The sequence below is a fragment of the Alkalihalobacillus sp. AL-G genome (assembly GCF_030643805.1).
Lineage (GTDB): Bacteria > Bacillota > Bacilli > Bacillales > Fictibacillaceae > Pseudalkalibacillus.
The window spans coordinates 2,898,186-2,924,933 of sequence record NZ_CP094656.1; the positions used below are offsets into that span (position 1 = coordinate 2,898,186).

Consider the following 26,748-nt stretch of genomic DNA (forward strand, 5'->3'; position numbering starts at 1 on the left):
CTCATCTTCCTCTCTTATTGATTTTAATTATATTTGTTTCACCTTTATCAACTGAACCCGCTTTCTCTAACGAAACAGTTTCTCCATCCTGAAGGTTTGTAAACACAATCGGAGTAATCGTGGATTGGGCATGTTTTGCGATGTAATCCAAATCAACTTTCAAAAGCTCTTGTCCTTGCTTGACTTCATCTCCCTGTTCCACTAATACTTCAAAACCTTCACCTTTTAAATTAACTGTATCGATACCGACATGGATAAGTATTTCCCTACCAGCTTTTGTTTCCAACCCGATTGCGTGTTTCGTCGGAAAAACATTGACAACCTTTGCATCAACCGGTGCCACAACCGTTCCATTCGTCGGTTCAATAGCAAATCCGTCACCCATCATCTTTTCACCAAACACTGGATCTGGTACTTCTGTAATAGATAAGAGTTTTCCGGTCATTGGAGCAGCGATCGGTTGTTGATTTGCCTCGTTTCCTGGTTCCCCTTGCAATGCCCCTGGATTAACCTCCTCTATCTGTTCTTGAATTTCTTCATCTGGATTCGTCTCTGTTGGTGTAGGTGTCTTTCCAGAAATAATATCCTGCATTTGTGATTTGATCGAATCGGATTTCGGTCCAAATATCGCTTGAATGTTATTGCCAACTTCAAGAACGCCAGAAGCACCCAGTTTCTTTAACCGATTTTTATCTACTTGCTCCTTATCGTTGACAGAAACACGAAGTCGGGTGATACACGCATCCAAGTGATCGATATTTTCCTTGCCGCCCATTGCATTCAAAATATTGAATGGGAGTTCATTGGAGCCTGTTCCCTTTTCATCTCTCTCATCCTCGTCGTTTAGATCTTCCCTACCCGGTGTAGCAAGGTTGAACTTTCGAATCGCAAATCTGAATCCAAAATAATAGATGACCGCAAATACAAGACCGACTGGAATGACGAGCCACCAATTCGTCTGTGGATTGATTACCCCAAAAAGGATAAAGTCAATCAGACCACCGGAGAACGTCATTCCGATTTTGACATCCAATAAGTGCATGGTCATGAATGAAAGTCCTGCAAAAATCGTATGGATGCCAAACAGAACAGGAGCGACGAATAAGAATGAAAATTCAATCGGTTCTGTAATTCCTGTCAAAAACGAGGTGAGTGCAGCAGAGCCCATGATTCCCGCTACAATTTTTTTGCGTTCGGGGCGAGCTTCATGATATATCGCCAACGCTGCTGCAGGAAGACCAAACATCATGAACGGATATTTACCTGTCATGAATGTCCCTGCTGTCAAGTTTTGAACGCCATCTTGAATTTGCTTCATGAAGATTGCTTGATCACCACGAACGACATCTCCAGATTCGGATACATAATGACCGAATTCATACCAGAACGGTGCATAAAAGATATGGTGCAATCCAAATGGAATCAAGGCACGTTCAATGACACCGAATACAAATGCCGATAATGTCAAATTCGCATGAATCATATTTTCTGAGAACGCATTCAATCCATTTTGTACTGGTGGCCAAATGAGTATCATAATAAGCCCAAGAAGTACAGCGGTTGCTGCGGTTATAATCGGTACAAATCGTTTACCTGCAAAAAAGCCGAGGTAGGATGGTAGATCGATATCATAAAATTTATTGTACATATATGCGGCAAGAATACCGACGATTATACCGCCAAACACCCCAGTTTGTAACGTAGGAATACCGAGAACCAATGCAAATGCCGGGTCAACAGCTTCCCCTGTCACATCTGCAATTGTTAATCCCTCTACAACTCCCATCGTTACGTTCATGATGAGATACCCGACAATCGCAGCTAGTCCGGCAACACCATCACCACCCGCGAGGCCAATGGCAACTCCGACGGCAAAAAGGAGAGCCAGGTTCCCGAAGATAATGCCCCCTGCTTGCTCCATGACAGCTGCAACCATCGCAACACTTACATTATCTAAAAATGGAGCAATTTCTAGTAAAGTCGGATTCGTCAATGCGTTACCAAATGCAAGCAAAATTCCTGCTGCTGGTAGTATGGCAACTGGTAACATCAATGCTTTACCGACCTTTTGTAACGTACCAAACGCTTTTTTCAATTATTTTACCTCCTTTAAGAATATATAAGTCCCAATACAAACAAAACGCTCGTACTCCGTAAAACACAAAAAGGCATGAGTAAAAAAGACACCAAAACATCCATCTAGGGATAGAGTACCCCTAAACCACACATTTCAATTATCTTCTTCACTCATGCCTGATCGAATCAGTAACACGTAAAGAAAGGTTTGTATTGTTATTGAGTTGAAGAAAGCCTTTGCAAATGCATGGTCAGGTAAACCGCTTCTGCATCAGAAACCTTTTTCCCCAAGCGATGCTGCATGACTTTCATGAGTTTCCAAGCCAAATTGTAGCATATTGGGTATTCCTCTTTCAATACCTTTGCAAGCTTGTCCTGATTTTCAACTTGTTCTCCACGTTCCACACGCTCAATCCCATGTCGTAAATGCTGAACAAGTCGCATATAGTTGATGCTTGATTGATCAATTGCAACATTCAACGATAGTTGGATCATTTCGATTAATTGGTTGATCAAATAGGAGTAACTGTTTAACCGGGATAATGAACGATTGGTAATCGCGCTATGTATATGCAGTGCAATGAATCCTACTTCCCCCTCAGGTAACGCCACGCCTGTTTTGTTGGATATCAACTTCACTACATCCTCAGCGACCGTATACTCTTTAGGATAAAGAAGCTGTGTTTCAGTCAAAAATGGATTCACCAGGTCAAGCCCTTGCTGAATCCGTTTGATTGCAAATGCAAGGTGGTCAGTAAGAGCAATGTGGATATGTTCATTGAATTCAGTTTGCAGTTGTTCTTCGCTATATCGAATCACATCGTTCATGACAAGGATAAAGGATTCTTCTACCTGTTCGAGCAACTGCTTATATTGATCCTGCTCCAACTGGTCCTCCAAAATATAAAGCTTGTCCACCTTTTTTGAATCCAATGAATCATTCGCTTGTTTTGAAAAGCCTATTCCCTTACCAATCAATACAACTTCCTTTTTTTCGAGGTCAGTCGCGATCACTACGTTGTTATTCAATACCTTTTGCACTTTATAATGTGCACCCATACAACGCCATTCCTTTCAACCTTCAATCCCTGTCCGCTCATCATATCGAATATCCTTTTATTCCGTCAACTTACAACCATCAATTATTCAACAAGGTTTGACATGCTCCATCCTTATTTTCCGAAAAAAAGCAGGGCGACTCAAAGTGGAGAAGCAGACAGTCCCATTACAACATTAGCAATCATTTTTTTCTATAGTGTACTAAATGTTGTATAAACGGGAATAGCCTGATCTCCAAATGAGTCTCCCTCGTATTAAATCTCTAACTCGCCAAGCCGCAACAGCTCGACGACAGCCTGAGAGCGCCCCTTGACACCTAACTTCTGCATTGTGTTGGAAATGTGATTACGAACAGTTTTTTCACTAATGAAGAGTTGTTCTGCAATCTCCCTGGTTGTCTTGTCTTGAACAAGAAGTTCGAATACTTCTCTCTCCCTTTTTGTAAGTAGAGGCTTCGGTCGGTAGTGTTTCTCTTTCAATGATTTCACCCCTCCTTGCTGGGCTTACAAGCTGCGTATCGTGTAGAAAAGATATTTAGTCAACATATCATATGACGGGATGAAATCGGTCGTGACTTACCTTTTAGAAAAATATCCTGAATCCGTGTTATTTTTTCATTTTATGTAGCGCATCAAGCATGGTTTCGGACCACGCTTCCGGTTTCCCGGATTTTTTCCCGACCTGTACGATCCGCCCTCTTCCTACTAATACCTCTTCCTCTTTCGTGTTTATGGCCATATAATGCAGGTCGATGGAAGTCGTGCCTATTCTTGCGATTTTAATATAAACGTTCAGCTTTTCGTCAAAATAGATTTGTTTTAAATAATTACATTGGAGATCCGCTACGACCGGAATCGTTTGACTGCCTGGTTGACTCCATTGCTGCATAAATCCAAGCTCTTTAAAAAATTGAATTCGAGCATCCTCAAAATAAACGAACGGAACCGTATTGTTCAAATGATTAAACGGGTCAACTTCAGAAAAGCGAACCTTCGTTGTCGTAAAAAAATGAAAATCGGATCTCCAGCTGTCCCAATCCTTTATGTAGTCGATCTTTTGCATTCACTCACACCTCTCCTATGAAAAAGAGAGTGGCTCTCGTTTTTGTTCGAGCCACTCCCGTTGTCGTTTACGTACTTTTTCTATTATTGGTGGTCGGATCCGAAGAAGTTTCGGAACGATTGTAGTGATGTATCTCTGTTTAATGCTGCAATCGAAGTCGTAAGAGGAATTCCCTTCGGACAAGATTGAACACAGTTTTGTGAGTTACCACATGAAGCAAGGCCACCGTCACCCATTAGTGCTTCTAAACGCTCTGATTTATTCATTTCACCCGTTGGATGAGCGTTGAACAAGCGAACCTGTGATAAAGGAGCAGGTCCAATAAAATCAGATTTATCGTTCACATTCGGGCATGCTTCCAAGCATACACCGCAAGTTATACACTTAGACAATTCATATGCCCATTGGCGTTTTTTCTCAGGCATTCGAGGTCCAGGCCCAAGGTCATACGTACCATCGATCGGAATCCATGCTTTTACCTTTTTCAAAGCATCGAACATACGATCTCGGTCCACCTGCAAGTCACGGACAACTGGGAACGTCGCCATCGGTTCTATTCGAATCGGTTGTTCTAGCTTATCAACCAGAGCGGTACAAGATTGTCGCGGTTTCCCGTTAATGATCATTGAACAAGCACCGCAAACCTCTTCGAGACATCCCATTTCCCATGTGACAGGGGTTGTCTTTTCATTTTGACTATTAACAGGGTTTCGGCGGATTTCCATAAGCGCCGAGATGACGTTCATATTTGCTCGGTATGGGATTTCAAATGTTTCTTCATACGGAGCTGAATCAGGGTTATCCTGTCGTGTAATGATAAATTGAATTACCTTTTCTTCAGCCATGATGGATTATTTCGCCTCCTTATTCTTAGAATAGTCACGCTTACGAGGCTTGATAAGGGAGATATCAACATCTTCAAATCCAAGATCCGGTCCATTCTTTTCAGCATTGAACTTTGCAATGGTCGTTTTCAAGAATTCATCGTCATTTCGTTCAGGAAAGTCTGGCTTATAGTGAGCCCCCCGACTCTCATTACGATTTAATGCACCAAGTGTAATAACGCGAGATAACTGCAGCATATGCCATAATTGACGAGTAAACGAAACCCCTTGGTTACTCCATTTAGATGTATCGTTAATATTGATATCCTTATATCTTTCCATAAGCTCTTGAATCTTTTCATCCGTTTCTTGCAGCTTATCGTTGTAGCGAACAACAGTTACATTGTCCGTCATCCATTCGCCAAGCTCTCTATGAAGGACGTAAGCATTTTCGTTTCCGTTCATGTTCATGATCTGATCTTGGTTTGCTTCTTCCTTCTTAACCTGTCTTTCAAAAACAGTTGAAGAAATGTCTTCAGAACTTTTTTCAAGTCCCTTTACGTATTCTGCTGCATTTGGTCCTGCAACCATTCCTCCAAAGATAGAAGAAAGCAATGAGTTAGCTCCTAATCGGTTTGCTCCGTGTTGTGAGTAATCACATTCTCCGGCAGCAAACAATCCAGGAATATTTGTCATTTGGTCATAATCTACCCACATACCACCCATTGAATAGTGGACAGCAGGGAAGATTTTCATTGGAACCTTGCGTGGGTCATCACCCATGAATTTTTCATAAATTTCAATGATTCCACCAAGCTTAATGTCCAATTCTTTTGGATCCTTATGGGAAAGATCCAGATATACCATGTTTTCACCGTTGATTCCAAGCTTCTGATTCACGCACACATCAAAAATTTCACGTGTCGCGATATCACGGGGTACAAGGTTTCCGTATGCAGGATACTTTTCCTCTAGGAAATAGTAAGGCTTACCATCCTTATAAGTCCAAACACGTCCACCTTCACCCCGAGCGGACTCACTCATAAGGCGTAATTTATCGTCTCCTGGAATTGCAGTGGGGTGAATTTGGATGAACTCACCGTTCGCATAATGGACACCTTGCTGATAAAGAACGGAAGCGGCCGATCCAGTGTTGATTACGGAATTGGTCGACTTACCGAAAATCACACCAGGTCCGCCTGTTGCCACGATCACTGCATCAGATTTGAAGCTTTGAAGTTCGGATGTTTTAAGGTTTTGTGCAACAATTCCGCGACAGACTTCATCGTCATCAAGAACTGCCGATTGGAAGTCCCAACCTTCATACTTTGTGACAAGCCCTTGTACTTCATATCTGCGAACTTGTTCATCGAGTGCATACAATAATTGCTGACCTGTTGTTGCCCCTGCAAATGCAGTACGGTGATGTTGTGTTCCACCAAAACGACGGAAATCTAATAATCCTTCTGGGGTCCGGTTAAACATGACTCCCATACGGTCAAGTAAATGAATGATTCCTGGAGCAGCTTCACACATTGCTTTAACAGGTGGTTGATTCGCAAGAAAGTCTCCACCATAAATCGTATCGTCAAAGTGAACCATCGGGGAGTCTCCTTCACCCTTCGTGTTAACTGCTCCGTTAATTCCGCCCTGTGCACAAACAGAGTGAGATCGTTTAACAGGTACGAGTGAGAACAGGTCAACGTGCATGCCTGCTTCAGCGGACTTGATGGCAGCCATTAGACCAGCCAAACCACCGCCAACTATTATGATATTACCTTTACTCATCGTGACTCACTCCTTATAAGATTGCTAGGTTATTTGTCGCAAATGCAAACCATTCAGGGTAAACAAATGCGTAAATGGATCGTAGTCCAATTATCGATACTGCGAAAAATATTCCAACTGTCACGTAAGTTGCAATTTTTTGCGAACGGGGTGTTATTGTAATTCCCCAGCTAACAAGGAAAGACCAAAGACCATTTGAGAAGTGGAATATCGTTGAAAGAACACCAACTACGTAGATTCCAACCATCAATGGGTTATCAAGTATCTCTTCCATCATGTTGAAATTCACCTTTGAGCCGAACAGTGCTGCGACCCGTGTTTCCCAAACATGCCAGGAAATAAAGATTAGAGTAATGATTCCTGTTACACGCTGCAATAAGAACATCCAGTTACGGAAGAACCCATAACGGCTTGCATTGTTACGAGCCTGGAAAGTTATGTAAAGTCCAAATACAGCATGAAAAATGATCGGTAGGAAAATGATACCGATTTCCAAAAGATACCGATATGGAAGACTTTCCATAAAGTGAGCTGCAGCATTGAAGGAATCACGACCTCTAGTCGCAAAATGGTTAACAGTTAAATGTTGTAGCAAGAATAAACCGATTGGTATAACACCTAGTAAAGAATGTAATCTTCGTAGTGCAAAATCTCGATTATCTGCCATGTCTATGCCCCCTTTGAGTAAGTGTAGCCGCTGCAAAGCAATCGTTTGTTTATCGTCCGATTATACGCTCAGAATACAAACAAGTCGAAGACAAACTCCGACATAAATTGATACCATATTTATTGTACTCCCATCATTTAGCACCGTCAAGAAAACGAATACATTCATATTTCAAAAAATATATTATTCGGTAAATCTGATTTTTATCCAGATTATAAAGGGAAGCACCAACTTTGTGAACAAAAAGTCGATAATTCCGTTTTGAACATCTCATAAAGAAAGTTATAAAAAAAACTTGGCAAAACTAAGACTTGGCGCAGGCTGAGCCATAGTTGCACTTATACTAGGGGCTTAAATTTTTCCACTACGTCGATTTTCTCCGGTTGAAAAGTTATACTTCCGTTACGTATAATAAAATAACGATTAGTGGCGAGGAGAGAAACAACGATGCAAACAAATAAAAATGATTTACTACCACAGCCTGACACAGAAAAAGAGGGCTATCTATTCGGATATGAGTTATTAAGAGATGTATTATTACCCGAGCTGCTCGGGAAAGAAAACCACAGCATTCTCTACTGGGCAGGACGATCGTTGGCTCGCAAATATCCATTGGATTCATCAGAAAAAATGGTACAGTTTTTTGCTGCAGCCAATTGGGGGGAGTTGCAGTTAAATGGGCAAACCGACAAATCAATGACATTTGAATTATCTTCAGAACGAGTCTCTGATCTACTTATGAAAAGAATGCATAAGGGTTTTCAATTAGAGGCTGGATTTCTCGCTGAACAGATCCAGAGACAAAAGAAAAAGGTTACTGAGACTTTTGATGAAGTAAAACGAGGTAAAGTGGATAAAATCATTTTTACCGTACAATGGGATCGTAAGGACGACCAAGTCGAACATATCTCAGGTACATGAAAATATAGAAGGCCGACCGAAAATGTTGATTCATACGGTTGGCCTTTCATTTTTTATAAACATTGGAATTATGATTTTTACGTCAAGTTACTTCTTTTCCGTGTCAAATTGCATCTTCCTCGTACCTCTACTGCGCGGTATGCACCGGTTTTCTGGCGTCAAGCTGGAATGCTTCATGTAAACATTCAATGGCAGAGATCATTAAGCTGCCATCCACTACAGTTGAGACCTTGATTTCTGAAGTGCTGACCATTTTCACTTTAATGTTTGCACCAGCAAGACTACTGAACATTTTTGCAGCTACACCTGGATTCGAAATCATTCCCGAGCCGATAATTGATACTTTTGAAAGATTACCTTCTGAAGTAATGCTATCAAAATTCAATAAGGAGCGATGGCTTTCGAGAACTTCCATTGTTTCTGTCAGTATTCCAGAATCGATAGAAAACGAAACATTTGTCGTCTTATTGCCGCTCGTGTTTTGAATAATAATGTCCACATTTATTTGCCGCTCAGCCAGTTTACTAAACAACGTAGACAGCGTTACAATATCATCTGGCAAATTATGAACGGTGACCTTTGTTACATTATCGTCAAAAGCAATTCCTCTTACCATTAAATTCCCTTCCATGGTTGCAACCTCCTCTACGATCGTTCCAGTTTCTTTTTCAAGGCTAGAGCGTACCTCCAGCATTACGTTATAGTTTTTTGCAAATTCAACGGACCTCGGATGAAGTACTCCTGCACCAAGGTTCGCCATCTCTAACATTTCATCATAGGAGATGGCTGATAGCTTCCTAGCATCCTTTACAACTCTCGGATCTGTTGTAAAAACACCTGTTACATCTGTATAAATCTCGCATTTACTCGCATCTAGTACAGCGGCTAACGCAACAGCTGTTGTGTCTGAACCACCTCTGCCAAGGGTTGCAATTTCATCTGCTGTAGTAATCCCCTGAAATCCAGCTACAATCACGATTCTCCCACTGTCTAGCTGGCGGTTGATCCGCTGTGTATCTATGTTAAGAATTCTAGCATTTCCATGAACCGACTCTGTCTCCACCCCAGCTTGCCAACCTGTCAGGGAAATCGAGTCATATCCCTTTTCATTAAGAGCCATTGCTAACAATGACATCGATACTTGTTCACCTGTAGAAACAAGCATATCGAGCTCTCTTTTAGAAGGTTGATTTGAAATGCTATTTGCCATATCAATTAAATGGTCCGTGCTCTTTCCCATTGCTGATACGACTACAACGACCGCATGTCCTTGTTTAACCGTATCAATTATTCGACCCGCTACATTCTGAATTCGTTCGATTGAACCTACGGATGTACCACCATATTTTTGAACAATTAATGCCACGCTTCTCATTCCTTTCTTCTGTAAAATGTTTCGTTAGAGTGGGTCAGCATCCTCGATTCAACTCTGCTACTATGTACAGAAAATACATTATCGAGAATTGTACAATAAAAAAGATCAACCCATAACAAGAGAGACATGACCTTCAAATACAACCCATGTAAATCAAATGATTTGACCATGTGTTGAATACGAAGTATCGCCAGACCCTTGTGAGTCGATCCACAAATACGTCTGCCACATTTCCCTAACGTGAGATAGTCCTCCATACGATAATCGGGATCACACCGTATGACAGCCCTGCATTTATTCAATACAGATCCAGCCAGGTGAAGGTTGAGTACAACAACCGGCTTCGGCGAATTCCCCTTTCCTTTGCTTTCACAAGATCTCAACCTCTTCGGGCAAAGTACTATTGGTTTCCGCGCCTCTACCATCACTTCAAAAAACATTGTTGAAGTGTGGCCTAATAAAATTTGTATTTCATTTTATCAAAATTTACTGAAAGACACAATAGTAAAGATTAACTTTCCTTTTGGTCCTGTTCTTTATTTGCAAAATACGAAACAATGTTTTCAGCAATCGAAGCAGGGACGTTTGCAGCAACCAGATCATCGTAAGACGCTTCTTTGATCCGTTTAAATGAACCGAAATGACGTATCAATGATTTCCGCCTCTTTTCCCCGACCCCAGGAATATTTTCAAGACTTGATTGAATCATCCCTTTTTCACGGATTTGACGATGGAAGGTGATCGCGAAACGGTGAACCTCATCCTGAATCCGTTGAAGCAGATAGAATTCCTGACTATTCCTTGCGAGCGGGACGACTTCTGGTGGGTCCCCGATCATCAATTGTGCGGTTTTGTGTTTTTCGTCCTTAACTAGTCCACAAACTGGAACAGAAAGCCCCAATTCATTTTCCAGAACGTCAATCGCAGCAGAAATCTGCCCTTTACCACCATCGATGATGATCAAATCAGGTAATGGGAGATTTTCCTTCAGAACCCTGGAGTATCGTCTTCTTGTTACTTCTTTCATTGAGGCGTAATCATCAGGTCCTTTAACAGTCTTGATCTTATATTTCCGGTATTCCTTCTTGTTTGGTTTTCCATCAGTAAAAACAACCATAGCTGAAACGGGATTCGTCCCTTGGATATTCGAGTTGTCAAATGCTTCGATCCGATTTGGTGTTGAAATTCCTAGTCTCTCACCAAGATTATCTACCGCTAAAACTGTTCTTTCTTCATCTCGTTGAATAAGTGCGAACTTTTCGGATAATGCAATCTGAGCATTTTTCGTTGCTAATTGGACAAGGTCCTTTTTCTTGCCTCTTTGCGGTTGTATAACTGGGATATCCAGCAGTTGTTGAAGCAGCCCACTTTCAACATTTTTCGGAACAAAGATTTCTTTCGGTTTTATATGATTCGATTGTAGATAAAACTGACCGACATAGGATAGGAATTCTTCTTCTGGATCCGAATAGAGCGGAAACAAGGACACATCACGTTCTATCAACTTACCCTGACGGACGAAAAAGACCTGTACACACATCCATCCTTTATCATACGTATAGCCGAAGACATCTCTGTCCTTCAGATCGCTATGCATCATTTTTTGTTGCTCCATCACGGATTCAATATGCCGGATCTGATCGCGAAATTCTTTTGCCCGTTCAAATTCTAAATTCTCAGATGCCTGTTCCATTTTAGCTTGGAGGTCTTCTTTCACATCCTGATGGCCACCATTTAAAAACCGGACAATCCCATCGACCATTTCGCGGTTTTTTTCATCATCTACATCATACACACAAGGGGCGAGACATTGTCCCATATGATAATAAAGGCAAACACGGTCCGGTAATGTTTTGCACTTTCGAAGTGGATAAATTCGATCCAATAGCTTCTTCGTTTCATTTGCAGCATAAGCGTTCGGAAATGGACCAAAGTATTTTCCGCTCCCCTTCTTCACCTTACGGGTTGTGATCAATCTAGGGTGCTTTTCATTCGTGATTTTAATATATGGATAGCTTTTGTCATCCTTCAGCATGACGTTATAGCGCGGATCGTGCTTCTTGATCAGATTCATCTCGAGTACGAGGGCTTCGAGATCTGATGATGTAACGATGTATTCAAAATCTTTAATCTCGCTGACTAACCGTAAAGTTTTACCATAATGAGTCCCAGTAAAGTAGGAACGTACACGGTTTTTCAATATCTTCGCTTTACCGACATATATGACTGTTCCATTTCGGTCCTTCATCAAGTAGCAACCTGGTTGGTCGGGCAATAACGCAAGCTTGTTTTTTACCGTCTCTTCCATCATCTCTCACCCCCTTCTCATTCGCAAACGTAAATTTAGCTTTATTTTATCATGGAAAATATGATTGCACATAAAGAAAACTCGGCGATTGCCGAGCCTTCAAGCGAAAGCAGAGTCATAGCTGCGCTTATACTACAGAAAGTAGTTTTATGTTTCTTAACGTGTAAAAAAAACTGCCTAGACAATGTCTCTCCAGTACAGGAGTAGAACACACATGGTAAGGCAGTCTTTTATGATTATATGTTTGAAAAATGTTATATTCCTATATTACTGGTGCTTGTTAAGTAAATCAACGAGTGCTTCTTTCGGTTGGAAACCGACTACTTGATCAACCACTTCACCGTTTTTGAACAGTAAAAGCGTTGGAATGCTCATCACTCCGTATTTAGAAGCTGTCTCTTGATTTTCATCAACATCCAGCTTGACTATTTTTACATTATCGCTCATTTCACTATCGATTTCTTCTAGTACAGGCGCAATCATCTTACATGGTCCGCACCATGGTGCCCAGAAATCTGCAAGGACAAGACCTTCTCCAGTCTCCGTGCTAAAGTTTTGGTCTGTTGCGTTTACAATTGCCATTTAAAATGCCTCCTCAAAATTCATAACTTACTAAAGTGAGTATATCACCTAACATATGAACTTTCTAATTATTTGTTTCACCTGTATCATTACCAGATTCGGTCGAAATCATCACGACAGGTGTGGAAGTTTGACCTGAAGAAGGTAGTGTCGGTTCTGTATTCGTTCATCTTAATCTGCATAAATGACGCTTACAAGCCGCATTAGTGTATGACACACCTTGCTCCATAAAGAAAACTTGGCAAAGCCAAGCCTAAGCGCCGGCTGAGCCTTAGTTGCCCTTGTACTATAGAAAGTATTTTTATACTTTCTTAACGTGTAAAAAAGAAAGTGGCTAAACAAGTTGTTCAGCCACTCCACTCTAATTTCTATTTTCGTATCTTTTAAACGAGGACTTTTTTGAATTCCTCTGTCAACTTAGGAACAACATCAAACAAGTCTCCGACAATACCATAATCCGCTACGTTAAAGATATTTGCTTCTGGATCCTTGTTGATGGCTACGATGATTTTTGAGTTAGACATTCCTGCTAAATGCTGGATTGCTCCTGAAATACCACATGCAATGTACAAGTCAGGTGTGACAACCTTACCTGTTTGTCCGATTTGCAAGGAATAGTCACAATAATCAGCGTCACAGGCACCACGGGAAGCACCTACTGCTGCACCAAGTACTTCTGCTAATTCATTAAGTGGGTTAAACCCATCTTTGGATTTGACGCCTCGTCCACCAGAAACGATGACTTTCGCTTCTGAAAGATCTACTCCATCCGTCGTTTTGCGAACGATTTCTTTAACAATGGTTCTTAGGTCTTTGATTGTAACCTCAACCTTGGTCATATCTCCTTGACGACTTTCATCCTTTTCTATAGCAGAGATGTTGTTCGGACGAATCGTTACAAACAATAGTCCATCTGTAATGATCTTCTTCTCAAATGCCTTACCAGAATAGATCGGTCGAGTGTAGACAAGATTTTCTCCTACCTTTTCAATTCCAGTGATGTCTGAAATTAATCCAGATTCAAGCTTTGCAGCAATTCGAGGAGAAAGATCTTTACCAAGTGCTGTATGGCCAAACACGATTCCTTCCGGTTGTTCCTGATTGATTACTTGCATGATAGCCTGATTGTAGCCATCTGTTGTATATGTTTTTAATTGTTCGTTTTCTGCAACAAGGACACGATCTGCCCCGTAGTGAATCATATTTTCAGCAAGACTGCTAACGGATTCGCCGCAGATAAGTCCAACGATTTCTCCGCCGTCTGACATTTCCTTAGCCGTTGCAATCGCTTCGTAGGATACGTTACGAAGTTCACCGTCTCTGACTTCACCTAGAACTAATATCTTTTTCGCCATGGTTTCTCTCTCCTTTTAAATATGTGTTCAAAAAGTAAACGAATCAGATTTTCTTAAAAGAAGTTCGACTAAATACGTTACGTCCTGTAACAACGTCGAACTAACTCACATCGTGTGAGCCCAAGGCGCGACAGTTTTGAGGAAGGCTACTAACTTAAAGACCCCTTTGCTGCCTTGCACCGAGGAAGCTTTCATCGGTAGCATCAACTAGTAAGACGCAGGTGCACAATGAAAGTACTTCGATAGAAAACAATACTTCCTGTTAATACGTGAGGACCGGAAAAACCGAGGAACGCCGAAATTCGCCATTTATCAACGAGCGGTACTTGCACGAAGACTACGAGTTGTACCGAGGAAGCTCACCTCGGAGGATAAACTTGTAGACGCAGGTACATGAGCCCTTGTATACTTTTTGAACTTCCGTTTTTATATTACTTTTGCTTCAGATCTTAGTAAGGAAACTAATTCTTTTACTTGATCATCGATTTCACCTTCGAGTACTTTTCCTGCCTGTTTTTCAGGTGGTAAAAAGATTTCGAGAGTACGGGTTTTGCCTTCAACATCATCTTCATCGAGATCAAGATCATCTAGTTCCAGTTCGTCAAGCGGCTTTTTCTTTGCTTTCATAATTCCTGGAAGTGATGGATATCTCGGTTCATTTAACCCTTGTTGCGCTGTCACTAATACTGGTAATGATGTTTCGATGATTTCTAAATCACCTTCAACATCGCGTTCGATTGTGACAGTGCTTCCTGAAACCTCAAGTTTCGTGATTGTTGTAACATGAGGAATATCGAGAAGTTCTGCGAGCCGTGGACCAACTTGCCCGGATGCTCCGTCAATTGCGACATTCCCACCAAGGATAATATCGACTTCTTTATCATCAAAATACGCAGCGAGCATTTTTGCTGTCGAGTACTGATCTGCGTCTTCAACATCTTCATCGTCGATCAACACTGCTTTATCTGCTCCCATTGCAAGGGCTGTCCGAAGCTGTTTGTCACTTTCTTCTTCCCCGACAGTGACGACTGTTACTTCTCCGCCGTGTTCATCGCGAAGTTTGATCGCCTCTTCAACCGCATACTCATCGTATGGGTTAATAATAAATTCAACGCCATCCTCACTGATTTTCCCATTTTCAATTGCAATTTTTTCTTCCGTATCGAATGTGCGTTTTAATATCACATATATGTTCATTCCTGTTCCCCTCCAATTTTAATGATCTTGAAAATTAGGTTTTCTCTTCTCAATAAATGCCTGAATCCCTTCTTGACCATCATGGGATGCAAAAGCTTTACCGAAAAGCTCACTCTCCTTTTTGGACCCCGCTTCAAATTCATTATTCCTAGCGTAGTCTAGTAATTCGAGCGCACTCTTTACCGCAACTGCGCTTTTCCCAGCAGCTTTTTTGGCAAGAGCATAAGCCTTTTCTATAAGTTCTTCATTACTTTCAGCTGAATGATTTGCGAGCCCCCATTGAGCAGCTTCTTTCCCATTGATTGGTTCTGAAGTCAAAAGTAGCTCTGCTGCTTTCGGTACTCCAACATAGCGTGGAAGACGCTGTGATCCTGCAAAACCAGGGACAAGTCCTAGCTGCAACTCAGGTAAACCAAGCTTAGCTGTATCAGTAACGATACGGATGTGACATGCCATCGCTAGCTCAAGTCCACCACCAAGTGCGGCGCCGTGAATCGCTGCGATGATTGGTTTCGAAAATTGCTCGATACGGTCAAAAACGCGTTGTCCGTATGCACCAAGTTCAGCAAAGGCTTGTTCGCCTTTAACAGTTGTAAATTCCTTAATATCTGCTCCTGCAGAGAAAAATCTACCTTCTCCGCGTATGACAATTGCTTTCACCTTGGGATCCTCTTCAAAATGATCAAGAGCTGAATCGATTTCTTTGATCATCGGAGAGCATAGGGCGTTAGCTGGTGCGTTCTGTAATAAAACAGTCCCCACACGCCCTTCCGTCGAGTACGATAAATATGCCATAACCAACCTCCTCTTAACTTGATCTATTTCGAAAGCCGTCAATCAGTAATTGATGAACCGGCTTTGCAAGCGCTGTCAAATCATACCGATGATCATTCATCACCCAGCTTGTCGTCGTTTCATCGATGGTCCCGAAAATCATTTGGCGGACGATCCGTATATCCAGATCTGAAACAAAGACCTTTTGTTCCATACCGTCAAGGATAATCTGGTCAACGAGCTCCAGGTACCTTTTCAGAACTTCGCCAATTTTCATGCGGAGAGCCCGATTCGTTTGACGTAGTTCAAGCTGAGTTACAATCGCCAATTCATGGTCAACGGATAATTGCTTAAAATGCATTTCAATCAGCTTTAGGAGTTTTTCCTCAACCGATTGTATATGTTCGATTTCATCTTGTGTCGTATCAATGAATTTACCCATCTTTTCACGAAATAGTGAGATTAATAAATCCTCTTTGTTTTTGAAATAAAGATAGATCGTCCCGTCAGCTACACCAGCTTCCCTAGCGATCTTCGATATTTGTGACTGATGATAGCCATGTTCAGCAATGACCGCCACCGCAGCGTCAATTATTTTTTCATATTTAGGACCTTTGCGTTTTACGGTCATGACTTTACCTCCAACCGAGAAAAATGAATGAACATTCACTCGGCTTAATTGTACTGTACGATTAGCGGAAGTGTCAATTGATGTTTTATACTTTTCTGAATTTTACTTCTCCTATTAATATTCTTAATCAAAAGCACAAAAATTGCAAGTAACCTTATGGGACGTACTAAAAATCGGAACACACCTAAAGGGGTGGGGGATGCCCTTCATTGGATTTCTGCAAATCCGGGACCTTTACGACCTCCGATGACATCGGAATTAAACTTTTCATCCATACTTGATACTAGCTTCTCAACATAACTGCTATTTTTTCCAATACAAAAATAAAGTGCCTGATTCCGGGAGTAATGAATTTACCCGAAGGAGAACCAGACACTTTTAAATCAATTCTAATTATTTTGCCTGTTGTTCTTGCTCCTGAAGTTTTTTCTTCTCTTCCTCCACTAGGACTCGTCGCAATACTTTACCGACCATCGTTTTTGGAAGTTCTTTTCTAAACTCATAAATTCGCGGCACTTTAAATGAGGCAAGATGTTTTCTACAATGGGCATCGAGTTCTTCCTCTTCGCAGATGGCACCATCCTTCAATACGACAAACGCTTTGACCGTTTCACCACGATAAGGATCCGGAACACCAATGACTGTTGCTTCCATCACTTTTGGATGCTCAAATAAGATTTCTTCTACTTCTCTTGGATAAATATTGAACCCACCAGCAATGATCAAATCTTTTTTCCGGTCAACAATGTAGAAGTAGCCTTTTTCATCCATATAGCCCATGTCCCCTGTCAACAGCCATCCTTCGTGAAAGGTAGCAGCAGTTTCTTCAGGCTGGTTCCAATACCCTTTCATCACCTGTGGACCCCTTACCATCAACTCGCCAATCTCGTTTGTTTCTGCTATTTTGCCAGTTTCAGCAGAAAGAATGGCGGCCTCCGTATTTGGCCATGGTACACCGATACTTCCTTTAACACGGTTCCCATAGAGAAAATTCGCATGGGTTACCGGTGAAGCTTCAGTCAACCCATATCCTTCAACAAGATTTCCTCCAGTAATGGTCTCGAAGTTTTCCTGCACCTCAACTGGGAGTGCTGCTGAACCACTGATACAGCTTCCAACAGAGGATAAGTTAGATTTCTCGATGTTCGGATGATTCAATAAAGCAATATACATCGTTGGTGCACCTGGAAACATTGTCGGTTTTTGCTTTTCAATCGTTTTTAATACTTGCTTCGGATCAAACTTAGGGAGGATGATCATCTCAGCAAGATACATAATCGAAAAGTTCATGACACACGTCATACCATAAACATGGAAAAACGGCAATGCACCGAGAATTTTCTCTTCACCGTATTTGGCTTTATACAGCCAATATCGACATTGCATCGTATTTCCTACGAGGTTATAGTGAGTCAGCATGACGCCCTTCGCAGGTCCAGTCGTGCCACCTGTGTATTGAAGCAGTGCAAGGTCTTCTTTTGGATCGATGTCTAAAGCGATTTCAGTGGTTGCACCTTCCTTGATCAATTGCTTGAAGGAATGCACTGAATCCGTATATGCCATTTTCACGACAATGTTCGTTTGTTTCTTTTGAATAAATGGATAAAGCACATTTTTCGGAAAAGGAAGATAATCTTTGACGCCAGTAACGATGACATGTTGTAATGACGTTTGTTTCTTGACCGCTTCCACTTTTGGAAACAAGAGATCTAAACAGATGATGGTCTTTGCTCCTGAATCGATCAGCTGATGCTCAAGCTCCCTTTCTGTATAAAGCGGGTTCGTTTGAACAACGATTCCTCCAGCAATCAATACACCGTAATAGCTGATCACCGATTGCGCTGAGTTTGGGAGCATGATTGCGACACGGTCTCCTTGATTCACGCCTAACGTTTTCAACTGGTTCGCCATCTTCAATGCACTTTCATATACTTCTCCATAGGTCATCCGCAGTCCTAAGAAATGCAATGCCGGCTTCGATGGATTCCTCTTTGCTGCCTCTTGCAAGTAAAATTGTAACGGCTTGTCGTCGATGTCAATTTCATGAGGGATTTCTTCGGGATAAATGTTTAACCATTGCTTCTCCACCTTAATCTCCTCCTTTTGTACCGCTCCTTTCATATGAAAAACTCACTCTCTACTACCATTATAATGAAAACGCATTCAATTTAATATATTTTTAGAATATTTAGATGAAATATTTTTTTCCAATTAGTGGTGTCTTCAAACTTTCATATCGTTGTAAAGAGTCTCATAAGGTTATAGAGGCTACTTTAATGCTGTAAACCACAAGGAGGGATAAGATGCGTTACGTTACCCTTTTTATTGTGATGCTGCTGCTTCTGTCCGGTTGTCATTTTCACTGAATCTTATTTACTCATTAAAAAAGCTGAAATCTACAAGCACAAAATGAACTTGTTGGATTTCAGCTTACTCGATCCTGTTTAATTTCCTTTAAAGAACTAGGTATAAAATGCCTGTCAAAATAAACAACCCACAACAAACCAATAATACTTTCCATAATGTTTCCATAAAACGGCTCCTATCCGATTCCACTGCCGATTACAAAGGACAGTCCAATTGAAATGATCATTGAGATGAGACCGACAGCCCGGTTATCGTTCTGAATTTCCTCATCGATCCGAAATCTTGGTGTTAAAAATTCAAAAATAAAATATCCTATCAGTAAGAGGACGAACCCATAAACTCCCCATAACATCATAGCGATAATGGAATCATTATGGGTAATTGAGTAACGGAAAATGTTCGCGATTCCGAAAATTTTCCCGCCTGTCGCCATTGCAACAGATAGATTCCCTTTACTGATCTCTTCCCAATTTTTATATTTCGTCACGATTTCAAAAATAGCTAAAAACACGATTAAACTCAAAACAACGACACTATAGTTCGCAAGAGTTTCGATATAAGGGATTGCTAGCCAGCCTTCCATACCCTTCCCCGCTTTCTATTTAAGTGAGACAATGGTTACACCGCTACCGCCTTCACCCGCAGCACCCATTCTTGTCGATTTCACATTGGGATGTTCCTTTAATAACGTTTGTACCCCTTTTCGAAGTGCACCCGTTCCTTTTCCATGAATGATCGATACCTGTGGATATCCTGCAAGCAAAGATTCGTCCAAAAACTTATCGACAGATCGCATTGCATCTTCATACCGTTCTCCTCTTAAATCCAATTCCGTTTTCGCTTGGGAGGACCCTTGGACACGGACAACCGGTTTTGTTTCAGTTTGTTTTGTTTTTTTCTCTGGTTGAAGATCATCCGCTTTAACATTCATCTTCATGATTCCGATTTGCACCTGGTATTCCTTTTCACTTACCTGGTCAATAATGTGTCCTTTTTGGTTGAGGCTGATGACTTTCACTTCTTCACCAGGCATTAATTTTCGTAGACCCTCTGCATTTTTCCCTGGTGATTTCTTAGCTTTTGAAGTTAGATTCGGATCCGCGTCTTCTAAACGTTTTTGTGCCTCGATGAGTTTATGTTCTTTTACAGTACCGTGTTTCTTCTGATAGTCCCGTAGCTCTTTTATAATCTCATCGGCTTCTTTTCGAGCTTTTTCAACCGCTTTCCGAGCTTCTTGTTCCGCGTCTGTATAGAGCTTTTCCTTAAATTGCTCAAATTCAGAAAGTCTTTCTTCAAGGTCTTTTTTCAGCTTGTCTGCTTCGTCGTGGATGGAAGCGGCATCGATTCGTTCACGTTGTGCCTGTTTCTGGGCATCCTCCAATGAGGCGATCATGTCATCTATTTGATTGTTACCCTCGCTAATATGCGACTTTGCACTTTCAATGATTTTCTCACCCAAACCAATACGCCTAGAAATCTCAAATGCATTACTTCTTCCAGGGACACCGAGCAGCAAGCGGTACGTCGGCCTTAATGTTTCAACGTCAAACTCGACACTCGCGTTCATGACCCCTTCTCGATTGTACGCATACGCTTTCAGTTCGCTGTAGTGGGTCGTCGCAACAATTCTCGAACCTCTTTCGTTTACATAGTCCAAAATCGAAATTGCAAGTGCCGCACCCTCTGTAGGGTCGGTTCCCGCTCCAAGCTCATCGAATAAGACAAGCGATTTAAAGTTAACCTGATCCAATATTTGCACGATGTTCGTCATGTGAGAAGAAAACGTACTCAAGCTTTGTTCGATCGATTGTTCATCACCGATATCTGCAAATATAGATTCGAATACGGCCACCTCAGAATCATCATCGGCAGGTATCTGCAAACCGGACTGTGCCATCAATGCGACCAATCCGATCGTTTTCAACGTGACCGTTTTCCCGCCAGTGTTGGGTCCGGTAATGACGAGAGAATTAAAATCTCCACCTAGCTCCACATCGATTGGAACGACTTCCTCTGCCGCGATAAGCGGATGACGGGCTTTTTTCAGCTTCACGTGTTGCTTCTCATTGACCAGCGGTTTCGTCCCTTTGATCGAATGGCCATATCTTGCCTTCGCAAAAATAAAATCAATTTCAGCCAGCATTTCTACATTGTGCGATAAAATACCTGCTTCTTCCGCTACACGCTCCGTCAATTGACGTAGAATACGCTGGACCTCTTCATATTCCTTACTGATCGCTTCTTTTAACTGATTGTTGATAGTCACAACGGATTGCGGTTCAATGAATAACGTCGCACCAGATGCTGATTGGTCGTGAACCATTCCTCCGAACGCACTTCGATATTCCTGTTTTACCGGGATGACGTATCGATCGTTTCGTATGGTGACAATCGCATCCGAAAGCATTTTTTGTGATTTTGAAGAGCGGATGATCGATTCGAGCTTTTCACGAATCCGACTTTCAAACGTACGAAGCTGCTGCCGGATGTTCCTTAACGTCGGACTTGCTGAATCAAGAACCGCCCCATTATCATCAATACACAAATTGATTTCCTGTTCCAGTTCATTCAACGGAACAATTTGACCAATTAATTCCTCAAGTATCGGAAGCTGGACTTCATCCTCAAGCATTCCTTCAATAAACCGTTTAAAACGGCGTCCGCCATAGATTGTCGTCGAAATATCCACTAATTCCTCCGGGTTCAGAATCCCGCTGATTTCTGAGCGCTTTATCGATGCCCGAATATCGCGTATCCCCCCAAGAGGTACATGTCCTTTTAATCGTAAAACCTGTACGCCCTCATCTGTACTGTTTTGCTGGTGCAGTACATCGTCAGTTGATGTCCAAGGTACGAGTTCTTTGATTTTTTCTTTTCCAAGTGAAGAGGAGACATGTCCAAGTAGATGTTCTTTTATTTTCGTATATTCTAAAACTCTTAGAATCCGTTCATTCACGAGTAAAGCCTCCTGTATCTTATCTGATTACTTATTACGGGCTAAAAATGCTTGAAGTTCCTTTAGGTCGAACGTATTCAGAACGTTCTCTTTTCGAAGCAAAGCTTTTTGGCCAATACCCACACCAATATCCATGTGATCGAGCGTATCACGTACATGGGCATCCGTATTGATAGAAAGCTTGACGCCTTTTTCCTGAGCTTTTTCCAGCCATTCCGGTGCAAGATCGAGTCGATTTGGGTTCGCATTCAATTCAAGCGCCGTGTTCGTTTCGGCAGCTAGCTCGATCAATTTGTCCAGGTTAACCGGATAGCCGGTTCTCCGACCGATGATACGACCTGTTGGATGTGCGATCAAATCAACGTGCGGGTTTCGTAACGCTGTCTCCAGCCGTTTCATGATCGTCGCTTCATCCTGGGAAAACGCCGAATGGATCGAAGCAATGACAAAATCAAGCTCCTCTAACAACGAATCGTCATAATCGAGGGAGCCATCAGGTAATATGTCCATTTCGATTCCGGACAGTACCGTAAAATCACCCCACTTTTGATTGACGCGTTCGATTTCATTTCGCTGCTCACGAATTCGTTCAGGCGTTAATCCGTTAGCTACACGAAGAAACTGGGAGTGGTCGGTGATAACGATGTACGAATACCCCATTGCTCTCGCAGCCTCGGCCATTTCTTCAATCGAGTTCGCCCCGTCACTCCAGGTAGAGTGCATGTGGAGATCACTTTGAATATCTTTTAAATGTAAATAATCGACTGGTTGTTGAAAAAGCTCCAGTTCTTCCTTCCCTGCACGAGCCTGGGGTGGAATGAAGTTCAACCCAAAATGAGCGAAAAAATCTTCCTCTGATTCAAATGTTGTGACTTCCCCAGTCTCTGTATCCTCAATGCCGTATTCACTGATTTTCTCTGATCGTTGCTTTGCAAGCTGTCGCAGTTTAACATTATGTTCCTTTGATCCTGTAAAATGATGTAGAGTCGTTGCGAATTCCTCTGGTTTTACGAGGCGAAAATCTACAGAAATATCATACTCATACGTAATTACAACCGATACTTTCGTTTCCCCTGCCGCAATTACATCCGTTACATTTTCCAGTTGTTCAAGCTTTGCAGCAACTTCCTCTGGAGCTTTCGTGCTGATGATAAAATCGATGTCCTTGATCGTTTCACTCATCCGGCGGAGACTGCCCGCTCGAGAAAACCGTTCAATGCCCTCAACTTTTTCGAGCTGTGCTTCAATCACTTCTGCAACTGGGAGCATGTACGCAATCGGAAGTCGCTCAGGCCGTGAACCATAATCTTCGATTGCAGCTAAGATTTTTTCTTCCGTTTTTTTCCCGAACCCCTGCATGCCTTGAACTTTGTTTTGCTCGCAAGCGGTTTTTAACGATTCAATATCAGTTACGTTCAGTTCATGGTAGAGTTTCGCAATCTTTTTGCCACCAAGACCAGGTAAATGCAAAAGAGCAATCAGGCCGTTTGGAAGCTCTTCCTTCAGCTCTTCAAGTAACGAGGATTGACCCGTTTCAAGGGCTTCTTCAATGACCGTCAGTGTGCCTTTTCCGATTCCCTTCAATTTTGAAATATCGCCAATTTCATCGATCGTTCTTGAATCTGTTTCGAGTGCCTGGGCAGCACGACGATACGCAGAAACCTTAAAGCTGTTTTCCCCTTTTATCTCCATGTAAAGAGCAATCTGCTCCAATATTTTAATAATCTGTTTTTTGTTCATCAGTACTCACCCTCCAGACAGGTATAAATATAAACGCAAAGAAAACTTTGGGTCAGCAAAGCCTTGACGCAGGCTGAGCCTTAGTTGCTCTTGTACTATAGAAAAGTATTTTTATGCTTTCTTAACGTGCAAAAAAGGATAAGCGTTACCCTATCCTTTTTCCGGTCACACTTTCGTATTAATTTCAGTGATCCATATTTCATGGATTTTCTCTGAGAAAACAGGTGTATGCTCAACCATTGCCTGTGCGATGACAGAATCACCCATTACTTCTTGGACGGATGTAATCGGAACGAGTGCTGCAAAATAAAGCAGTAAAAAGATTACTAAATATACTTCAACAAAGCCTAATAAACCACCGAGCCAGCCGTTTATCGTCCGAAGTATCGGTAAGTCCGCAAGAAAATCCAACATCGATCCCAATATTTGAAGTAGAATCTTTGTCCCGAAAAAGAGTGCCGCAAATGCAATCGCACGGTAGAAGGCATCTTCTAAAAGTGTGGAATTCATAAAAATCGCGAGAGTGTTGCCCTCAGAAATTTCTGGGTACGGTACCCATAATCGTAACCTTGGTGCCACTTCATCAAAATACATATACGCGATGATGAAAGCAGCAATGAACCCTGTTAAATGCACGAGTTGCAGAATCAAACCCCTTCTTAACCCCACCAAAAAACCTACAATCAAAACAATGATAAGTATTAAATCAACCATCCCTTAATCCTCTTTCTTTTTCTCTAATTGTCGAACACGTTCTTGTAATTTCAAATAATCGTCAACTATGTTTACAGCGGTCAATACCGCAAGCTGTTTTGCATCAAGACTATTACTTTGCTGACGAATATCTCTCATTTTACGATCAACAATCGATGCAACTTTATGGACATGACCAGGCCCCTCAGCACCGATAATGGTATATTGCTGTCCGTATATATGTACTGTTGTTCGATTTTTTTCGTTAGACACTAAGTAAGCCTCCTAACTCATAAATACCTAATGTTTATCTTAACATGAACGTACTAGAATGGGAATAAAGAGACTGATTATTTTACAGAATTTAGTCTATTTATGGTGAAAATGCAAATCATGTTAGGGGAAAAGCTCTTTTCGGCAGAATCATGCTGAAAAAAAGCTTACTCTTAACGTATAATAAAAAGTAGTTTCTCAATGGACCAGAAAGGGGTAATAACCATGGCGCATTCCGTCCTAAAACTGACAAAAGATCAAATCTCCAGATTAGAAGATACATATAAATCTTTTTTGCAAGATACGGTTCCTCAAGGTGGCCAGTTTGTTGCAAAGGTCGATGGATGTACGATTACAGCTTATCGTTCCGGAAAGGTTCTTTTCCAAGGGGCTACAGCCGAGCAAGAATCCGCCAAATGGAGCGGGGAGCAGGTTCAATCCAGACCGGCTTCTGAAAAACGGAAAAGAAAAACTCATAACCATTTACCTCCAGAAACGATCTCCTCGATGTCGATCATCGGCTCAGATGAAGTCGGAACAGGGGACTTTTTCGGCCCGATCACCGTTGTTTCTGCCTATGTATCGAAACAGCAGATTCCGCTCGTACAAGAACTTGGCGTCAAGGATTCAAAGTTATTAAAGGACCCTCAGATCATCGAAATCGCCAAGGATCTTCTTAAAGTGATTCCATTCAGTCTTATGGTGTTACATAACGAAAAATACAATGAACTACAAAGCAAGGGGATGACACAAGGAAAAATGAAAGCGATGCTCCATCGCCGAGCCATCGAGAATGTCATGACGAAACTTCCTGAAGGGTCAGTTGTAGATGGTGTCCTGATTGACCAGTTTTGTGAACCTGGCGTCTATTTCCGCCATACGAAAACGAATGCAAAAGCTTCTCCCGTCCCTTACTTTTTTGAAACAAAGGCGGAAACCATTCACGTATCAGTTGCTGCAGCATCGATCATTGCGCGCTATGCCTTTTTAAAAAAGATGGATGAACTATCGAAGAAAACTGGAGTCATCATTCCAAAAGGAGCAGGACAGCAAGTAGATGAAGCGGCGGCAAAAATCATTTTAAAGCAAGGAAAAACGTATTTAAACAATATCACAAAAGCCCATTTCGCCAACACAACAAAGGCCCTCAAGCTAGCCGAAAAGAAAAGGAAATAAAAAAGCGTAAGTCAAAAAAGCTTGGAGAAATTCGCCAAGCTTTTTTATATGCGACTATTTTATTTACTTTATCAATGAATAATGGAAGCTCTGACAAATCATTCAATATGAAATCTGCTTCTACACAGCCCCAATGTTCATCTCTTTTCCAAACGGCCTTCATTCCTACATTTTTGGCGGCTTTTACATCGTTTATTGGATGATCTCCAACAAATATACATTCGTCAGGTTCGACATTTAGTTGCTTCAAGCTTTTTATAAAAAGTTGTGGATCAGGTTTTTTTATACCCTCCCATTCAGAGACAAGAATCGTATTAAAATAGGGCTCGATTCCTAATGCTATAATATTGTCCATTTGGAATTGCCCGTTCCCATTCGTTATCATTCCCATTTCTATGGACGTGCTTTTTAACCTCTCTAACATAGGTATCAGATTGACAAAAGGGACACAATGATTCTTAAACTGTACAACATAATCTCGAAGTAAAACTTCCCATAAAAGATCTATGTTATAATCATCGATCAGTTGTTGATACACTTTATCTTTCCAAACGTATCCTTGACAATCTAATTCAATAAACCTTGACGTGTACTCTTTTTTGGGGACATGACCAACCCATTTAATGTACCTATCGTATTGATCATCAATGAATTTTCGTACGGAAGCATCACGATTTAACAAAGTGCCGTCTAGATCAAATATCACTGCTTTAATCATTTTGAGCCTCTCCTAAAAAGTCTTGCTGGAAATGAGAACCATCATAAGTAATAAAAACGTTTTCAACTTTATTTTTACTAAATTGAACAAAGCCTGGACTGTTGTCGGATAAAAATGCTACAACTCTTAGATTGTTGAAATCTTTTACATCTAGAATTTTCAACTCAAGTCCCCTTAACGGAATAAAAGAAGAACGACTTTGATAC

Annotated in this window: 24 protein-coding genes and 1 riboswitch; of the genes, 2 read left to right on the forward strand and 22 right to left on the reverse strand. The window is 41.5% G+C overall.

Translation table 11 applies throughout. From position 1 onward, the window contains the following. Position 1: 1 nt before the first annotated feature. The 7 genes from ptsG to MOJ78_RS14890 form a co-directional block, all read right to left on the reverse strand. The gene (gene ptsG / locus MOJ78_RS14860; RefSeq protein WP_370529819.1) at positions 2-2,050 is read right to left on the reverse strand and encodes a glucose-specific PTS transporter subunit IIBC; all 2,049 of its coding nucleotides are present in this window, start codon (positions 2,048-2,050) and stop codon (positions 2-4) included. Between the two features lie 242 nt (positions 2,051-2,292). Then, entirely contained in the window at positions 2,293-3,135 is an 843-nt protein-coding gene (gene glcT / locus MOJ78_RS14865) for a glucose PTS transporter transcription antiterminator GlcT (protein ID WP_304978116.1), read from the reverse strand. Positions 3,136-3,389: 254 nt separating this feature from the next. Beyond that, complete coding sequence (locus tag MOJ78_RS14870) at positions 3,390-3,614, reverse strand: helix-turn-helix domain-containing protein (RefSeq protein WP_257346422.1); 225 nt, start codon at positions 3,612-3,614, stop codon at positions 3,390-3,392. A 127-nt stretch (positions 3,615-3,741) separates the two neighbouring features. After that, entirely contained in the window at positions 3,742-4,197 is a 456-nt protein-coding gene (locus tag MOJ78_RS14875; protein WP_304978117.1) for an acyl-CoA thioesterase, read from the reverse strand. An 83-nt stretch (positions 4,198-4,280) separates the two neighbouring features. Then, a complete protein-coding gene (sdhB, locus tag MOJ78_RS14880) occupies positions 4,281-5,042 on the reverse strand; it encodes a succinate dehydrogenase iron-sulfur subunit (protein WP_304978118.1) in 762 nt (253 codons plus the stop codon). A gap of 6 nt (positions 5,043-5,048) precedes the next feature. Then, positions 5,049-6,809: a succinate dehydrogenase flavoprotein subunit gene (gene sdhA, locus MOJ78_RS14885; protein WP_304978119.1), complete on the reverse strand. Its 1,761-nt coding sequence runs from the start codon at positions 6,807-6,809 to the stop codon at positions 5,049-5,051. Between the two features lie 13 nt (positions 6,810-6,822). Next, positions 6,823-7,476 carry a succinate dehydrogenase cytochrome b558 subunit gene (locus MOJ78_RS14890; protein ID WP_304978120.1) on the reverse strand — a complete coding sequence of 218 codons (654 nt, stop codon included), beginning with the start codon at positions 7,474-7,476 and terminating at the stop codon, positions 6,823-6,825. A gap of 447 nt (positions 7,477-7,923) precedes the next feature. On the opposite strand from MOJ78_RS14890, the gene MOJ78_RS14895 reads away from it, so the two are divergent. Continuing rightward, positions 7,924-8,397, forward strand: a complete 474-nt coding sequence (locus tag MOJ78_RS14895) for a YslB family protein (protein WP_304978121.1) — start codon at positions 7,924-7,926, stop codon at positions 8,395-8,397. Positions 8,398-8,524: 127 nt separating this feature from the next. On the opposite strand, the gene MOJ78_RS14900 is transcribed toward MOJ78_RS14895, so the two are convergent. The 13 genes from MOJ78_RS14900 to zapA all read right to left on the reverse strand — a co-directional run bounded on the left by MOJ78_RS14900 (position 8,525) and on the right by zapA (position 24,648). Then, complete coding sequence (locus MOJ78_RS14900) at positions 8,525-9,763, reverse strand: aspartate kinase (RefSeq protein ID WP_304978122.1); 1,239 nt, start codon at positions 9,761-9,763, stop codon at positions 8,525-8,527. A 247-nt stretch (positions 9,764-10,010) separates the two neighbouring features. Continuing rightward, positions 10,011-10,201, reverse strand: a riboswitch (Lysine riboswitch). A gap of 82 nt (positions 10,202-10,283) precedes the next feature. Continuing rightward, positions 10,284-12,080, reverse strand: a complete 1,797-nt coding sequence (gene uvrC / locus MOJ78_RS14905) for an excinuclease ABC subunit UvrC (RefSeq protein WP_304981273.1) — start codon at positions 12,078-12,080, stop codon at positions 10,284-10,286. A 267-nt stretch (positions 12,081-12,347) separates the two neighbouring features. After that, complete coding sequence (gene trxA / locus MOJ78_RS14910; RefSeq protein WP_304978123.1) at positions 12,348-12,662, reverse strand: thioredoxin; 315 nt, start codon at positions 12,660-12,662, stop codon at positions 12,348-12,350. 383 nt (positions 12,663-13,045) lie between these two features. Then, a complete protein-coding gene (locus MOJ78_RS14915) occupies positions 13,046-14,017 on the reverse strand; it encodes an electron transfer flavoprotein subunit alpha/FixB family protein (protein WP_304978124.1) in 972 nt (323 codons plus the stop codon). Positions 14,018-14,443: 426 nt separating this feature from the next. Then, positions 14,444-15,214, reverse strand: a complete 771-nt coding sequence (locus tag MOJ78_RS14920) for an electron transfer flavoprotein subunit beta/FixA family protein (protein ID WP_304978125.1) — start codon at positions 15,212-15,214, stop codon at positions 14,444-14,446. 18 nt (positions 15,215-15,232) lie between these two features. Then, complete coding sequence (locus MOJ78_RS14925; protein WP_304978126.1) at positions 15,233-16,009, reverse strand: enoyl-CoA hydratase; 777 nt, start codon at positions 16,007-16,009, stop codon at positions 15,233-15,235. Between the two features lie 13 nt (positions 16,010-16,022). Beyond that, positions 16,023-16,619: a fatty acid metabolism transcriptional regulator FadR gene (locus tag MOJ78_RS14930; protein ID WP_304978127.1), complete on the reverse strand. Its 597-nt coding sequence runs from the start codon at positions 16,617-16,619 to the stop codon at positions 16,023-16,025. Positions 16,620-17,012: 393 nt separating this feature from the next. Further along, positions 17,013-18,707 (reverse strand): AMP-binding protein, encoded by a 1,695-nt coding sequence (locus MOJ78_RS14935; protein ID WP_304978128.1) that lies wholly within the window; start codon positions 18,705-18,707, stop codon positions 17,013-17,015. Between the two features lie 454 nt (positions 18,708-19,161). Continuing rightward, on the reverse strand, positions 19,162-19,569 hold the full coding sequence (locus MOJ78_RS14940) for a DUF350 domain-containing protein (protein ID WP_304978129.1): 408 nt from the start codon (positions 19,567-19,569) through the stop codon (positions 19,162-19,164). A gap of 15 nt (positions 19,570-19,584) precedes the next feature. Next, the gene (locus MOJ78_RS14945) at positions 19,585-21,942 is read right to left on the reverse strand and encodes an endonuclease MutS2 (protein ID WP_304978130.1); all 2,358 of its coding nucleotides are present in this window, start codon (positions 21,940-21,942) and stop codon (positions 19,585-19,587) included. Positions 21,943-21,969: 27 nt separating this feature from the next. Beyond that, positions 21,970-23,682, reverse strand: coding sequence for a DNA polymerase/3'-5' exonuclease PolX (polX, locus tag MOJ78_RS14950; RefSeq protein ID WP_304978131.1), 1,713 nt, complete (start codon positions 23,680-23,682; stop codon positions 21,970-21,972). Positions 23,683-23,847: 165 nt separating this feature from the next. After that, on the reverse strand, positions 23,848-24,396 hold the full coding sequence (locus MOJ78_RS14955) for a CvpA family protein (RefSeq protein WP_304978132.1): 549 nt from the start codon (positions 24,394-24,396) through the stop codon (positions 23,848-23,850). A 3-nt stretch (positions 24,397-24,399) separates the two neighbouring features. After that, on the reverse strand, positions 24,400-24,648 hold the full coding sequence (gene zapA, locus MOJ78_RS14960; protein WP_304978133.1) for a cell division protein ZapA: 249 nt from the start codon (positions 24,646-24,648) through the stop codon (positions 24,400-24,402). A gap of 225 nt (positions 24,649-24,873) precedes the next feature. Between zapA and rnhC the strand changes: the two genes are divergently transcribed. Then, positions 24,874-25,824 (forward strand): ribonuclease HIII, encoded by a 951-nt coding sequence (gene rnhC, locus MOJ78_RS14965; protein WP_304978134.1) that lies wholly within the window; start codon positions 24,874-24,876, stop codon positions 25,822-25,824. Here the strand turns inward: rnhC and MOJ78_RS14970 are convergent. Both MOJ78_RS14970 and MOJ78_RS14975 read right to left on the reverse strand, forming a co-directional pair. After that, on the reverse strand, positions 25,796-26,542 hold the full coding sequence (locus MOJ78_RS14970) for an HAD family hydrolase (RefSeq protein ID WP_304978135.1): 747 nt from the start codon (positions 26,540-26,542) through the stop codon (positions 25,796-25,798). The genes rnhC and MOJ78_RS14970 overlap by 29 nt on opposite strands. Further along, complete coding sequence (locus tag MOJ78_RS14975) at positions 26,535-26,705, reverse strand: hypothetical protein (RefSeq protein WP_304978136.1); 171 nt, start codon at positions 26,703-26,705, stop codon at positions 26,535-26,537. The genes MOJ78_RS14970 and MOJ78_RS14975 overlap by 8 nt, the downstream gene beginning before the upstream one ends. Positions 26,706-26,748 lie beyond the last annotated feature (43 nt).

Excerpts from the sequence above, each read along its gene's own strand:
- ptsG (WP_370529819.1), bottom strand. The coding sequence starts at position 2,050 with ATGTTACCAGTTGCCATACTACCAGCAGCAGGAATTTTGCTTGCATTT.
- glcT (WP_304978116.1), bottom strand. The coding sequence starts at position 3,135 with ATGGGTGCACATTATAAAGTGCAAAAGGTATTGAATAACAACGTAGTG.
- MOJ78_RS14875 (WP_304978117.1), bottom strand. The coding sequence starts at position 4,197 with ATGCAAAAGATCGACTACATAAAGGATTGGGACAGCTGGAGATCCGAT.
- sdhB (WP_304978118.1), bottom strand. The coding sequence starts at position 5,042 with ATGGCTGAAGAAAAGGTAATTCAATTTATCATTACACGACAGGATAAC.
- sdhA (WP_304978119.1), bottom strand. The coding sequence starts at position 6,809 with ATGAGTAAAGGTAATATCATAATAGTTGGCGGTGGTTTGGCTGGTCTA.
- MOJ78_RS14890 (WP_304978120.1), bottom strand. The coding sequence starts at position 7,476 with ATGGCAGATAATCGAGATTTTGCACTACGAAGATTACATTCTTTACTA.
- MOJ78_RS14895 (WP_304978121.1), top strand. The coding sequence starts at position 7,924 with ATGCAAACAAATAAAAATGATTTACTACCACAGCCTGACACAGAAAAA.
- uvrC (WP_304981273.1), bottom strand. The coding sequence starts at position 12,080 with ATGGAAGAGACGGTAAAAAACAAGCTTGCGTTATTGCCCGACCAACCA.
- trxA (WP_304978123.1), bottom strand. The coding sequence starts at position 12,662 with ATGGCAATTGTAAACGCAACAGACCAAAACTTTAGCACGGAGACTGGA.
- MOJ78_RS14915 (WP_304978124.1), bottom strand. The coding sequence starts at position 14,017 with ATGGCGAAAAAGATATTAGTTCTAGGTGAAGTCAGAGACGGTGAACTT.
- MOJ78_RS14920 (WP_304978125.1), bottom strand. The coding sequence starts at position 15,214 with ATGAACATATATGTGATATTAAAACGCACATTCGATACGGAAGAAAAA.
- MOJ78_RS14925 (WP_304978126.1), bottom strand. The coding sequence starts at position 16,009 with ATGGCATATTTATCGTACTCGACGGAAGGGCGTGTGGGGACTGTTTTA.
- MOJ78_RS14930 (WP_304978127.1), bottom strand. The coding sequence starts at position 16,619 with ATGACCGTAAAACGCAAAGGTCCTAAATATGAAAAAATAATTGACGCT.
- MOJ78_RS14940 (WP_304978129.1), bottom strand. The coding sequence starts at position 19,569 with ATGGAAGGCTGGCTAGCAATCCCTTATATCGAAACTCTTGCGAACTAT.
- polX (WP_304978131.1), bottom strand. The coding sequence starts at position 23,682 with ATGAACAAAAAACAGATTATTAAAATATTGGAGCAGATTGCTCTTTAC.
- MOJ78_RS14955 (WP_304978132.1), bottom strand. The coding sequence starts at position 24,396 with ATGGTTGATTTAATACTTATCATTGTTTTGATTGTAGGTTTTTTGGTG.
- rnhC (WP_304978134.1), top strand. The coding sequence starts at position 24,874 with ATGGCGCATTCCGTCCTAAAACTGACAAAAGATCAAATCTCCAGATTA.
- MOJ78_RS14970 (WP_304978135.1), bottom strand. The coding sequence starts at position 26,542 with ATGATTAAAGCAGTGATATTTGATCTAGACGGCACTTTGTTAAATCGT.